The sequence below is a fragment of the Gardnerella sp. DNF01141 genome, from assembly GCF_049244255.1.
Taxonomy (GTDB): Bacteria; Actinomycetota; Actinomycetes; order Actinomycetales; family Bifidobacteriaceae; genus Bifidobacterium; species Bifidobacterium vaginale_E.
In genome coordinates, this window is sequence record NZ_CP058391.1 from 644,409 (window position 1) to 658,912 (window position 14,504).

Sequence of the window (14,504 nt, forward strand, 5' to 3'; positions counted from 1 at the left end):
GCGCGTACATAAAAACAACAGCATGTAACACAAACGTAACGAGATAGTCGAGTCGCTGAAATCCAAAAATAAATCTAAAGTTCTAAACTCGTTAATGAGTTTTAAGAAAGGAATGTGTTTCCATGACCACTTTGCAAACGAAAGAAGATGCAGCAGCCCTTATTGAAAAGGAAGGCATCGAGTATGTTTCTGTGAGATTTACTGATTTGATTGGCGTGCAGCAGCATTTTACAGTTCCAGCCGACGAGTTCTTGCACAGCGCATTTACTGACGGAATGGCTTTCGACGGCTCCTCAATGCAGGGCTTCCAAGCTATTAACGAATCCGATATGAAGCTTATTCCGGATGTTGATACTGCCTACATTGATCCATTCCGCAAGCATAAGACTTTGAACGTTGCTTTTTCGATTGTCGATCCTGTAACAGACGAGCCTTATTCTAGGGATCCTCGTCAGGTTGCTATTAAAGCTGAAGCTTATTTGAAGGCTACCGGAATTGCAGATACCGCAAGCTTTGCACCGGAAGCAGAGTTCTTTATTTTCGACAAGGTTCGTTTTGCAAACGACATGCAGCGTTCCTTCTACGAGGTGGACTCCAACGAAGCTCCTTGGAATTCGGGAATTGATACCGAAGACGATGGCAGCAACAACATTGGTTTTAAGAATCGCGTAAAGCACGGCTACTTCCCTGTGCCACCAGTAGATCACAATCAGGATTTGCGCGATGACATGGTTTATAACTTGCAAAAGGTCGGTTTGATTCTTGAGCGCTCTCACCACGAAGTTGGCGGCGCAGGTCAGCAGGAAATCAACTACCGTTACAATACGCTTGTTCACGCTGGCGACGATTTGATGAAGTACAAGTACGTTGTTCACGAAACTGCTGCTTTGGCTGGTAAGGCTGCAACCTTTATGCCTAAGCCAATTGCTGGAGATAATGGCACTGGTATGCACTGCCATCAGTCGCTTTGGAAGGACGGCAAGCCATTGTTCTACGCAGAAACCGGCTACGCTCAGCTTTCTGATATTGCACGCTGGTACATTGGCGGCTTGATTAAGCACGCTTCTTCTGTGCTTGCTTTTACTAATCCTTCGCTTAACTCTTACCATCGCCTTGTTCCAGGCTACGAAGCTCCAGTCAACTTGGTTTACTCTGCTCGTAACCGTTCTGCAGCTATTCGTATTCCTCTTGCTGGAGATGCTCCTGCTGCTAAGCGTATTGAGTTCCGCGCTCCGGATCCTTCTTGCAACCCATTCTTGGCATTCTCCGCTCAGCTGATGGCAGGCTTGGATGGCATTATGAACCACATTGAGCCTCCTGCCCCTGTTGATAAGGATTTGTATGAGCTTCCTCCAGAAGAACATGACGGAATTAAGCAGGTTCCTTCTTCGCTTGGTGAGGCTTTGCAGGCTTTGGAAGAAGATCACGACTTCCTTATGCAAGGAGATGTTTTCACAAGCGATTTGATTGATACTTGGCTTGATTTGAAGCATGGTGAAATGGATATGGCTCGCTTAGCTCCAACGCCTTTGGAGTATGAGCTTTACTTCCACATCTGATTTGCAGTTAAGTTAAGATAAGCTAAGTTAATCTAAGCTAACGAAAAGCCGGCCCTACGATTTCGCGGGGTCGGCTTTTTGTGCTCAAGCAGATTGTCGCGTCAGCTTCTTATTTTCTAGCACGTATTTCACATCAGCTTGAGACGCAACTTTCGAATCGTGCGTAACAACAATCACACATTTGCCATGCTTGATAGCAAGATTCTTTAATATTGAAATAACTTCTTTAGTCGTGGCAGGATCAAGACTTCCCGTAGGCTCATCAGCCAAAATTACCGGCGCAGAAGATACCAATGCTCGCCCAATTGCAACACGCTGCTGCTGTCCGCCGGAAAGCTGCGTAATATTGCGATTTATTTCTTCCTCAGTCAACCCAAGATCTATTAGCACTTGAGCGTCCGCACGCGAATTTACTAATCGCAAATTTTCTAATGGTGTCAAATAGTCAATAAGATTAAAATTCTGGAAAACAAGCGAGATATGCTTTTTGCGATGATCACAATATCCTGTTTTTGCAATATTTTCACCGTTAAAAAGCACTTCTCCACTATACGGAGTATCTAATCCAGCTAAAAGCGAAAGCATCGTAGACTTTCCAGCTCCGGAAGCTCCCATAATGCTGTACATTTTGCCAGTTTCAAACTCCGCATTAACGTCATTTAATACAGCAATATTTGCAGGTCCGTAAGTGTACTTCACATTTTTTAATTGCAATAAATCTGACATAATAAGCTCCTTATTTTTACATAATTTAAATATGATTTATACGATTTGTTTCATTTATGCGATTGCGCTTTTAGTAGAAAATTCGCATACGCAACTACATTTCTGCTAACTCATAGCACTTAGTATTTGCCGAGGCTTCTTTATGAATATAGGCAGTACAGAAATAATTAGCGCAACTATTGAAATAAACAAACCAATAACAAAGGCGGTAAATGTTTGAGTCAATGGCAATACTGGAACACCATCCGCAATAAATGACGAATTTACACTATGCAAAATCGCAGAACCAATAACGCCAGAAAAAGCAGCACCTAATCCCAGCGAAATGACGAATGACACAATGTTGAGTATCACTATTTCAATAAGCAATTGGCTAACTATTACTGCTTTCGACAATCCAATAGACATAAGTACGCCAATCTCGTGCATACGCGCTCTAACCCAGAACACTAGTACAAGTCCAAGCACTAAAACGCCAACAAAACTTAGCGCAACAAAAATCATTCGCACAAGTTGTTGCACAGAATTAACTGAAGTTATTACACCAGACAATTGCGAAGCATTCTGCTCTACATCCGCCCACTCGCCAGAAATACTTTTAGCATCGCGTATTGCGCTAGCTAACGAATCAGAACGCTCAACAGCACAGCGCAAAACACTTCGCTTAGCAGAGCCAGCCAAAGATAACGCCGAACTTAAGTCAGTAAATATGCGATTTTCTGACGTATCCGAAGGAAGCGCTCCCTTAGTTTGCAATTTGCCGGCAAAAATGCCAACAACGCGAACTGTTACATTAACACCTTGCTTAAAAGTTATAGTAGAGCCAATCTTAAGATTATTCTTTTTAGCAAAATCACGATGCACTATTGCGCTACCAGCAGAACGATTAGTAATATGCTCACCCTGCACTAAACGGTACAATCCTTCTTGAAAACCTTGAGATAATCGAGAATCTGTTGTACCAGTAATTCCAGCAGCATGAGCCAAAACATCATCGTCTAGTCTTGGACCCTGCAAAGGAAGCAGAATTTGCTTTCCAACAGGCGTAGCTAAAACATCGCGCTCTTCCACTACATTTTTTACGCCCGAAATCGCAGCAAATTTACGAATTTGACTAGAGTCAATTCCTTCATTCGCGGCTAAATCTTGCGGAATTGGGGAATTAGATACTTTAGCATCGAGATTGGTCTCGGAATTAGAATTTGCATTACTTTTCTCTGGAAGAGTTTCACCTCGAGTTTTTGCTCGTACAGTAAAGCCTAAAGCAATACTGGATTGAAGTCGATCCCTAGCGCTCTCAACAGAAGCACTAATACCAGCTTGTGAAACTAGTGCGCTTAAAACAAGAGTCATAATCAGCACAATTATTGCGTTGCGCCGAGGCTTGCGAAATATTGCAAGCCATGCTCTAGAGCATAAAGAAATTACATCAACAATCATAATTATTCCCAATAAACTTTTATAAACTTTCTAGAACTTGCTAAAACTTGCTAAAAATACGCAATAGTTTTACTTCTGCAATCCAAGCAGTTCTCGAGGAGATTTGCACATCATCGGCAAATAGGACAAAACTACAGAAACAATAACTACCGCACATACTATTGCAGAAACTCCAACAAAGCATTGCAAGTCTACTTGCACTATAAGTTTGTCCAAAGTTCTAGTTGCCAGCGTTGATTCAAGATTTCCACCAGCTTGGCCCATAGTGCTCAAATCATTAACAGCCGCAGATTTTACGGATCCGAGCGCAGCAGTACCCATCCAAGGAGCTATGATTTTTGCAAAAAAGTATCCAACAACTAGCGAAGGTATTGCAATAAGCAAAATCTCAGTAACGTACTGGCCAGCTATAACCAGCTTGCTATTGCCAATCGCCGTAAATACACCAATCTCATGGCGTCGCTCATTCATCCACAGCAAAAGCACCAATCCAAGCGCAATAATAGCGAAAGATATTACAGCAATCGTCGTAATAGTCATCATTGAATGAACGCCTTTAGCTATTCTCAATAATCCAGTAACAAACTGATCGTCACGAGTTAGCTGATAATTTTGCAAATCAATAGGCAATTTAGCAGCCTGCGCAATAATATTATCCGCATTCTCACCGCGCTTTACTCTAAAACTTGCATCCTGATATATTTCTTTTCCTGGCTTATATTTATACAATTCGCGCGTAGTCTGCAAATCCGTATAAACCATATTGGCAGTCAGTTCCGCCCTAGTTGCAACTTGACGCTTATTTGCTCCAGAATAAATTCCAACAATATGAGTTTTTACAGTTGCGGTTGATTGGTTAATATTGTCGGCATCGTAAGGGTTAGCGCGAAGCGTAAGAGTATCTCCTACATTCAACCCATTAGCTTTAGCGAGATCTTCATGAATAAGAGATGCGTGAATATTACTAGCGTGTAAATGCTTACCTTTAGACACAGTTATTGCTTTTGTTCTAAACGCATTAAGACCTGTAGAATTATTAGTGCCCTCAATGTTAACTGCATTGCCAAACTGCTGCTCACGCTTTTGATCATAATCCTGAACGCCTGGAATTCTCGCAGCTTTAGCATTAACTAAATCCGCTGTTACATTTTGGCGAACTACGTACGATGCAACTCCATGCAACTTTGCGATTGCTTGTACATCTTTAGGTTTTACAGTTCCAGCTCCTCTAGGAGTTCCAGGATTTATTTGCGGATTATTTGCAAGTACGAAACTAGATTCCGCTTGAGCTTCAACTTTTTGCCCCTCTTTATTAGCAGCACTCGAGACGGCAGAAATTGCAAATAATAATGTTGATATAAGAAATAGAACAATGAAAACTATTAATGTTTTTATTCGTTTCCTCAGAATGTAGCGTATTGCACGAGAGATAAACGTCATCGACTACCTTTCCTCATCGAAAAAATAATTGTATATAGTATGAAAACATACAGTATGCAAACATACAGTATGCCAGTATAACATATGCACACTTATAATTGCTATATGCAAAAAGCCGGCCCTACGATTTCGCAAGGTCGGCTTTTTACTTAGCTAAAGAAACATTAAGGCATCATACTTCCTACTATTCCTGCAGTCATTACGTACAAAATAACGAAAATAACGACCACAGTAAATACGAAGATAATCCACATCCATCCGCGGTCCATCTTGCGCGTGTATCTCGAATGGCTTACAAACGAGAACGGCAGAAGAAGCAACAAAATTGAAGCAAAGCTCTGCACAAAAATAGAAGGAACTGCTAATGTAACAACGCTTAGAAGCACTGCGCAAATCTGAATTGCAACTATAGGAATCATCTTGTGTGCAAACTGCATATGCAAAATAGGAATAGGAATTTCGTCTCCAAACATTTTTGCACCCATAATCGCCACAGCGAAAGTTATGTATGTGAAAAGAATTGAAGACACAAGCTGCGCAAAGAAGACGGAAATAGGAGGCATTCCGCTTGCAAAACTTGTTGATTGCGCAAACGAAGTTCCAAAATTACCACCTGAGTTAATCAAAGAACTTAATGCAGTCACACCATAGTGTGCTGTTAAATAGGACTGAATGCCAGATAACAATGCACTTACAGCAAAAACACAACCGGCATACACTATAGACACATTGTATTGGCGAGAAGGATTCTTCAAAACATTCATAACCCAAACGAAGAAGTTAATTTCTTGTCCTTGATGCGGCTGATTTGCAGGGAAACCAAATTGGCCCGGCATTGGATGCCCTGGCATAGGTTGTTGCATAGGTTGACCCATCATTGGACGACCAGGCATAGGACCTGGATGGCCAGGCATTTGACCCGGGCGTCCTTGCATTGGCTGACCAGGACGGCCCTGCATAGGCTGACCAGGGCGTCCTTGCATAGGCTGACCTGGCATAGGCTGACCTTGCATCTGGACTGGTCGACCCTGCATAGGATTGCCTGGCATAGGATGGCCAGGCATTGGTTGGCCAGGCATTGGTTGGCCAGGCATTGGCTGGCCAGGCATAGGTTGACCAGGACGGCCCTGCATTGGCTGACCTGGCATAGGCTGACCTTGCATCTGGACTGGTCGACCCTGCATAGGATTGCCTGGCATAGGATTTCCAGGTGCAGGCTGACCGTGCATAGGCTGGCCATGCATAGTCTGACCATGCATAGGCTGATTAATTTGTTGTTCGTTCGTTGGCTTAACATCCGCCTTAGCAGGCTCGCTTTGCTTAGCAGAATCTTCCGGCTTAGCAGAAACTTCTGGCTTCACATCTTCAACAGGCTTAGTTTCTACTGACTTAACTTCCTCAACCGGCTTATCAAGCTTATTTTCCGAAGCTTCAACCAAATTTTGCAAGTTAGAAGCAGACTCACTATTAGGTTGATTAAACTTCTGTGTTTGATCAACACTCATTGGATTAGGCTGAGTCGAAGCATGCATCGGACGCTGCACCGGAAACTGAGTAGTGTACTGAGCCTGAGCCTGCGCTTGCATATTTCCCATTGGAGCCTGATTAGGATGCTGATTAGGAGCCTGCATTGGCACATTCATATTCGCTTGCATCGGCATATTATTTGGCATATTCATAGGTGCGCGCATTGGCTGATTAGTTGGACGCATACCTTGAGGCATCTGTGCACCTTGTGGCATCTGCATGCCTGCACCTTGTGGCATCTGCATGCCTGCACCTTGCTGAGCTGGCGCACCTTGCGATGCCTCTAATTTATTACCGCATCCTTTGCAGAATTTTGCAGCATCAATATTTTGAGTACCGCATTTATTACATACTTTCACTCTTCAATCCTTCTTTAATAACGTAACAATCACGCGCGCATACCTTAAAAAGTAAAAACGCATACAAATATTCTATTACACTATTGCAATGAACAAACTTAATATCGCAAATAATTTTCTAAAATATAAAAAACGATATTCTAGCTACGACTATTACAAAAGAATAAAAGAATAAAAAATATTCAGATTGCAAAACCGAGCGTACGAGCGGCAGCTACTGGAACTGCTTCATCTGCCCAATAATCTTCAAGGTTCTCGTCGGTAGAAAGCGAACGCATTTCCGCACGATCAATATAAAGTTCGCCGCGAAGATGATCAGTTTCATGCTGGAAAATACGCGCAGGCCAACCGTGCAAACGCTCGGAATGTTGTTTGCCGTCCTCATCCTGCCAAGTTGCCTGAACGTCAAGCCAACGCTGACGAACAGCCTGATAGCCGGAAACACTTAAGCAGCCTTCGTAAAAACTGCGAGTTTGAGTACCAATAGGCTCATAATGCGGGTTAATAATAGCTCTAAACGGAAGCTCTGCAATGTCTCGAGGATCGTCTTCATCGTCACGAACATGATCTTCAATAACGGCAATCGCAAGACCTAAACCAATCTGCGGAGCAGCCAAACCAACACCCGGAGCTTCCAACATTGTGCTGTGCATAAGAGAGATAAGCTTAGTAAGAGTTGCACGTGTAAGCTGGCCGTCATACGCAACAGTACGCTGACGAAGAACCGGCTCACCAGCTTGCACAATCGGCAAAATACCGTCCTCTGTAGCGGAATCAAGCAAGCGCTCAACAGCGCGACTGAGCTTAGTATCGACACTTGCGTGATGCGTAAACATAGGACTCCTTTTCACCGTTTTAAGTAACGCGCACAGTAACGCGAAAATCTACAAAATTTACATGCCGCGAGCAGAATTTGAAAGCAGCACTAAAGATATAAGTGTATCAAAATTATTTGCGCACTGCTAGAGCCGAGTGGAATGTGAGCAAATAGCAAACGCAAAAAATAAGCAAACTTATAACTTCAGATTATCAACCACAACTTGAGCAAGACGAGCACAAACCTCATCTGCCTGAGTCTGAGTTGCAGCCTCGCACATAACGCGCACAAGCGGCTCGGTGCCACTAGGACGAAGAAGAACGCGACCTGTATCTCCAAGAAGTTTCGATTCTTTCTCCACCGCTGCAAGAACAGCAGCGTTAGTTTTGGAAGCCATTTTGTCTACATTTGGAACGTTTACAAGAGCTTGCGGAAGCTGAGGGAAGTCTGCAGCCATTTGCGAAAGTTTCTTGCCTGAACGCACAACTTCACGGCACAAAGTCAAAGCAGTAAGAGTACCATCGCCGGTAGTTGCAAATTCGCGATTAATAACATGACCAGACTGCTCACCGCCGAGTGAATAATCATGCTTAAGCATTTCTTCCAAAACGTAGCGATCACCGACGTTTGTTTGAACGGTTGCAATACCCATATCTTTAAGAGCAAGCTTTAAGCCAAGATTGCTCATTACTGTTACAACAAGCGTATCGTGATTCAGCTTACCTTCAGCCTGCTTTGCGCGCGCAAGAATTCCCATAATCTGATCACCATTAACCATATTGCCGTTCTCGTCAACAGCTAAACAACGGTCGGCATCACCATCGAAAGCAACACCCAAATCAGCCTTTGAAGCTTTAACCATAGCCTGTAACTGCTCTGGATGAGTCGAACCTGCATGATCGTTAATATTGTAGCCGTCAGGAGATGCATTAATAACAACAACTTCTGCACCAGCGCGACGAAGAGCCTCAGGAGCTACAACAGAAGTAGCACCATTTGCACAATCTGCCACAACACGCAAACCTGCAAGCGGCTTTGGGCGCGTAGTAGAAGAGTCGCTCAGAGGTGCAACAGCAGAAACTAAATGATCAATATACAAGTTAGTAGCTGTAGTAGTGTCATGGCTGACTCGACCAACACCAGCACCTATTGGGCGCTCCCAATCTTGACCAAGAACAGCCTCAATCTCATCTTCCTTGCTATCTGGAAGCTTAAAACCGCCGCGCGCAAAGAATTTAATACCATTATCTGGCATAGGATTATGCGACGCGGAAATAACCGCACCCATTTCAACGTTTAGCACGGAAGTTAAGAACGCAACTCCAGGAGTTGGGATAATTCCTGCATCAATAACATCAAAACCGCCAGCGCTCATGCCAGCAGCGAGAGCAGAAGCTAGAAAATCTCCGGAAACGCGGGTATCTCTACCAATAAGAGCGCGACGACGAGCGTGAGTTGAGTGAGAACCGTTAACTAAGGATGCATCTTCCTCAGCAGACGAGGTAGATGCAGCAGATGAAGCAGCGCTTTTATCTCCCAAAACGCGCACTGCAGCGTCACCTAAATCCAACGCAAGTTGCGCTGTTAAATCGCGATTTGCCAATCCACGCACGCCATCCGTACCAAACATTCTTGGCATAATAAAGCCTCTTTCGCAAAAATCACTTCATCCTGCGCGCAAGCAAACAACATTGCATACTAGCGCGTCACACACTGCTTGCAATCTTACTCGTAGCATTACATGACGCGCTATAAAAAAATTTCACCGCGCATAGTTGGTAAACAAATGCCAGGAAATTACACGGCAAATGTTTCCCAAATCCGCCAAAACGACAACAAACGCCAGGAAAAATACACGGCATTTGTGGTCAAAAACAGACAAAGCTACAACATTTGCCGGAAAAATCTCCGGCAAATGTTTCAGAATTTAGCGCAAGGAAGCGTTGTAGTGCTGCACCTTAAGAGTACGGCGAGAAGAATCAAGGCTTCCGAGCACCATGCGACGCAAAGCCTGATCCGCATTCTTATGCTCCTCAAGCCACTTTTCACCATGGTCAACCAGCTCGTCTACATCTGCATAATTTGGATACAAGCCTTCAATCAAAGCCTCAGCCATATGGAATGTGCGGTTCTTCCAAATCCACTCAACTTCCGCAAAGTAGCGCTCAACATAAGGCTTAACCAAATCGCCTTTAGCTGTGCTTGCAAATCCAGCAACCACAGCGCCCATTTGCATATTAGTCAAATCGAGATTGCGCAAAGCCTGTTCAAAAGCCCAATCCTTAGCTTCTGCAGTTGAGCGAGCCGCACGAGCCTGATATGCATACTCGCGATTCTCAGTCGTGTCGCGCTTTTGAAGTTCCGCGTCAATTCCAGCTTCATCCAAGGCATTTACGCCTGCGAGCGCAATAAGAATGCTCCAACGCAAGTCGTTGTCGATTTCCAAGCCTTCTAGATTCACGGAACCGTCAAGCAATCCGTTAGCTACGCGCACGAACTCAGCATCTCCAACTTCGCCGTATCCAAGATAAGCCTTGAGTAACTGGAACTGTTCATCCGAGCCAGCATTAGCCGCCAAAGCCAACTGCCAGAGTTCGTGAGCAACATGCTTTGCAACTTGCGCTTGACGCTCTGGAACAACGTAGTGGCTTGCAGTAACCTTTACTTGACCAAGAGCATAGCGGAAAGTAGTTGATTCGCGCTCAGTTGCCAAAGCCTTAAGACTAAGTTCCACAAAGCGTTCTGCTGGGAATTGCGCGTCGCGAGTCATATCCCACAATGCGAGCCAAATAAGCGAGCGCGTCAAAGAATCCTTAAAACGATAAAGATTTTCTGCAGCAAACTCAAGAGACTTTGCGTCAAATCGCAGCTTTGTGTACGTTAAATCGTCGTCGTTTACAAGAATAAGCGCTGGCATTTGCAATCCGCGCGCTTCCGCAACTTCCGTCACTTCACCGTCAACGTCAAGTTCGATTCGCTTTGTGCGCTTAATTTCGCCAGTTGCTTCGTCTACATTGTAGAAACCAACAGCCAAACGATGCGCGCGAAGAACAGGGTGCTCAGCTGGTGCGCTCTGGCGCAAACGCAAAGAAGCAATAGTGCCGTCACCAGCTTCTTCAACTTCAGTAGAAATCGTGTTAATTCCAGCTTTTTCAAGCCACTGAGCACTCCAAGCCTTAAGATCGCGTCCGCTTGTAAGCTCTAACTCGTGCAACAAATCAGCCAAAGTTGCGTTGCTATAAGCGTGCTTGCTTAAATAATTGTGGATTCCTTCAAAGAACTTTTCGCGACCAACATACGCCACAAGCTGCTTTAATACAGAAGCACCCTTTGCGTAAGTAATGCCGTCAAAGTTGACGGAGGTGTCGTTCAAATCGTTGATTGGAGCCACGATTGGGTGCGTTGTTGGAAGCTGATCCTGATTAAGCGCCCAGCTTTTTTCGCCGGAATTAAACGTGCTCCAAGCGTCGTGCCATTCGGTTGCTTCAGCCGTTGCAAGCGTAGACGTAAACTCAGCAAAAGACTCGTTAAGCCAAAGATCGTTCCACCACTTCATAGTTACGTAATCGCCGAACCACATGTGTGCAAGCTCGTGTAAAACTGTTACAACGCGGCGCTCAGCATAAGCGTCCGTAACTTTGGATTCAAACACGTACTGGTCTCGAATGGTAACCATACCAATGTTTTCCATAGCTCCAGCGTTGTATTCTGGCACGTAAATCTGATCGTACTTTGCGTACGGATACGGCACGCCCCAAGTCTTAGCGTAGAAAGCAAAGCCTTTCTTCGTAATATCGAACAAGTAGTCAACGTCTTTTGCAAAAGCGTCTTTAAGTGCTTGACGGCAGTACATTGCCATTGGAACTACGCGGCCATCTTCATTGTTGTAAGATGTATGCCACTCGGCGTAAGGCCCTGCGCAAATAGCAGTTAAGTAAGAGCTCATTTTTGGAGTTAACTCAAACACCCAGCGCTTCATGCCTTCTACTGCACCGTTTTCCAAAGTACCGGCTTCGGTTTGGCGGCCTTCTAACGCTGCTTCGCTTTTAACTGGCATATTGGAAGTTACAATCCAGCTTTCTGGAGCATCCACACTAAAGTCAAAAACAGCCTTCAAATCTGGCTGATCAAACACTGCGTAAACGCGGCGAGCGTCTGGAACCTCAAACTGTGTGTAAAGGTAAACGTTTCCGTCGGAAGGATCAACGCTTCTGTGCAAACCCTCACCCGTGTTGGAATACTGGCAGTTTGCCACCACTTCTACGGTATTATGCTCAAGCAAATTTGCAAGCTCAATTCGACTGTCTGCAAAAACTTTAGAAACGTCAAGAGCAGTACCGTTTAACACCACGGATTCAACGCTGTTTGCAATCAAATCGAGGAAGCTTGTACTACCAGCTTTAGCATCAAACTCAATCTTTGTGTGCGACTTAAAATCGCGGCCACCCTTGCCTAAATCGAGCGCAACATCGTAATGAATTGGCATTTGGATTGCGTCGAAGCGTTCCGCAGCTTCTACACGAGTAAGATTTGCTCCTGGCATATTTTGTACCTTCCTTATATTTTTCTTATTTTTGATTATATTTACGATTATTTTCAGCTATTTACGAATAATTGCGAATATTTTCTTTATTTTTGATATTTTTGATTATATTTGATTATTTTCTGCAATATCCGCAACTACCGGCACAAGCATTGGCTTCCTGTGCAAAGCGCGAGCAACCCAACTACCCAAAGTGCGTCGCATAATCTGCTGCAACTTATGAGTATCATGCTCACCACGCATCATCGCATCCTGCAACTGCTCAACAATCTGGTGACGAACCTTCTCAAAATCAGCCTCGTCTTCAGCAACAGCGTTCAAGAAGATCTTCGGCCCAGAAACAACGTCAGCGTGCTCTGTATCAACTACAACAAAACTCGAAACAAAGCCTTCTGTGCCCAAAATCCTGCGCTTTTCAAGCTCTTCATCAGTAAGCTCACCAACAGAATCGCCATCAACATAAACGTATCCGCATGGAACAGAACCAACAACAGCTGCATTTCCGTGGTACAGGTCCACAACATCGCCATCTTCTGCCAAAACAACGTTCTTTGGATCAACGCCAGTTTTTACAGCAATCAATCCGTTTGCAACCAAGTGACGATGCTCACCGTGAATTGGCATAGCGCACTTTGGTTTCACAATGTTGTACAAGTACAAAAGTTCGCCTTCGTTGCAGTGACCAGACACGTGAATTGCAGCGTTATCTTTGTTAATTACGCGCGCACCCAGCTGCACAAGCTTGTTAATAACCTTATAAACTTCGTGCTCATTTCCCGGAATAAGCGAACTTGCAAGAATAACAGTGTCAAACTCATTAACAGTAATATCTCGGTGATTCCCGTCCGCAATACGCCCAAGAGCTGCCATTGGCTCTCCTTGAGAACCGGTGCACATGTAAACAAGCTTGTCGTCTTGAACATCCTTAGCCTGCTTTAAGTCCACAACCGTATTTTCAGGAATATGCAAGTAACCGAGGTCTGCTGCAATAGACATATTGCGAACCATAGAGCGGCCAACGAACACAACTTTTCTGCCAAACTTGTGAGCTGCATCAACCACTTGCTGCACGCGATGCACGTGACTTGAGAAGCTAGCAACAATAATCTTGCGCGCAGCTTCAGCAAAAGCACGATCCAAAGCCGGACCAATCGAAGTTTCAGGCTTCACAAATCCAGGAACTTCAGCGTTTGTAGAATCAGCCATAAGTAAATCTATGCCTTGCTCACCTAAACGCCCGAACTCAACTAAATCAGTAATGCGATGGTCAAGAGGAAGTTGATCAAGCTTAATATCACCAGTATCAATAAGCGTTCCGGCTGGAGTTTTTACACAAACAGCAAGAGCATCCGGAATGGAGTGAGTCACCGTAATAAACTCAAGATTAAACGGACCTACTTTCATCTTATCGCGGCCTTCAACGCGAGTAAGTTTCGGCTCAATATGATGCTCTTGGCACTTCGCTTCCACAAAGGCAAGAGTAAGCTTAGAGCCAATCAGCGGAATATCCGGTCGCATCTTAAGAAGATACGGTACGCCACCAATATGATCTTCGTGACCGTGCGTCAAAACTAAAGCTTCAACCTTATCAAGTCGATCTTGAATATAGTGGAAATCAGGCAAAATCAAATCAACGCCCGGCTGCTCTTCTTCAGGAAATAGCACACCGCAATCAATAAGAAGTATGTGGCCGTTGTATTCAACTACGTTCATATTTCGGCCGATTTCACCCAAACCGCCTAGCGGAACGATTCGCATTGAACCTTTGCGATATTTTGGTGGAGCAATAAGCGCTCCTTCACGCTGATCGTTCACTACAGGAGGCAGCGCATTTGCATTGCGACGCGAGGAATTACCCTTTTCTTTGCGGGTTTCTGTATTCTTTTTTAATTCAGTTGTCATATTCATCTCACTACATCTTGCGCTATTGCGCACTTCTTTCTAGTGTACCGTTAGGACTCAACTCAGATTTTGCTTCTAAAACGACCTAAACTACTCACAACTGAGTCGTTTAGGTCGAATTTTCTTGCGTAGGCGACATAAACTACTCACGAATGAGTCGTTTAGGTCGGAATTTGGCGTAAATGCGACAT

At 44.4% G+C, this 14,504-nt stretch carries 9 protein-coding genes; 1 reads left to right on the forward strand and 8 read right to left on the reverse strand.

What is annotated here, in order from left to right:
- Nucleotides 1-122 precede the first annotated feature (122 nt).
- The gene (gene glnA / locus HXT35_RS02420; protein WP_004127691.1) at nt 123-1,559 is read left to right on the forward strand and encodes a type I glutamate--ammonia ligase; all 1,437 of its coding nucleotides are present in this window, start codon (nt 123-125) and stop codon (nt 1,557-1,559) included.
- Nucleotides 1,560-1,643: 84 nt separating this feature from the next.
- Here glnA and HXT35_RS02425 read toward each other — a convergent pair whose 3' ends face one another.
- From HXT35_RS02425 to HXT35_RS02460, 8 genes are all read right to left on the reverse strand, one after another.
- Nucleotides 1,644-2,285 (reverse strand): ABC transporter ATP-binding protein, encoded by a 642-nt coding sequence (locus HXT35_RS02425; RefSeq protein ID WP_004127694.1) that lies wholly within the window; start codon nt 2,283-2,285, stop codon nt 1,644-1,646.
- Between the two features lie 105 nt (nt 2,286-2,390).
- The gene (locus HXT35_RS02430; protein ID WP_421788335.1) at nt 2,391-3,725 is read right to left on the reverse strand and encodes an ABC transporter permease; all 1,335 of its coding nucleotides are present in this window, start codon (nt 3,723-3,725) and stop codon (nt 2,391-2,393) included.
- 69 nt (nt 3,726-3,794) lie between these two features.
- Nucleotides 3,795-5,165, reverse strand: a complete 1,371-nt coding sequence (locus HXT35_RS02435; protein WP_004127700.1) for an ABC transporter permease — start codon at nt 5,163-5,165, stop codon at nt 3,795-3,797.
- Between the two features lie 164 nt (nt 5,166-5,329).
- The gene (locus HXT35_RS02440; RefSeq protein WP_421788337.1) at nt 5,330-7,051 is read right to left on the reverse strand and encodes a hypothetical protein; all 1,722 of its coding nucleotides are present in this window, start codon (nt 7,049-7,051) and stop codon (nt 5,330-5,332) included.
- Nucleotides 7,052-7,233: 182 nt separating this feature from the next.
- Nucleotides 7,234-7,887: a peptide deformylase gene (locus HXT35_RS02445; RefSeq protein WP_004127356.1), complete on the reverse strand. Its 654-nt coding sequence runs from the start codon at nt 7,885-7,887 to the stop codon at nt 7,234-7,236.
- Nucleotides 7,888-8,064: 177 nt separating this feature from the next.
- Nucleotides 8,065-9,507: a phosphoglucosamine mutase gene (glmM, locus tag HXT35_RS02450; RefSeq protein WP_004127359.1), complete on the reverse strand. Its 1,443-nt coding sequence runs from the start codon at nt 9,505-9,507 to the stop codon at nt 8,065-8,067.
- Nucleotides 9,508-9,795: 288 nt separating this feature from the next.
- On the reverse strand, nt 9,796-12,411 hold the full coding sequence (gene pepN, locus HXT35_RS02455; protein ID WP_004127362.1) for an aminopeptidase N: 2,616 nt from the start codon (nt 12,409-12,411) through the stop codon (nt 9,796-9,798).
- Nucleotides 12,412-12,516: 105 nt separating this feature from the next.
- A complete protein-coding gene (locus tag HXT35_RS02460; RefSeq protein WP_032843424.1) occupies nt 12,517-14,313 on the reverse strand; it encodes a ribonuclease J in 1,797 nt (598 codons plus the stop codon).
- Nucleotides 14,314-14,504: the final 191 nt, after the last annotated feature.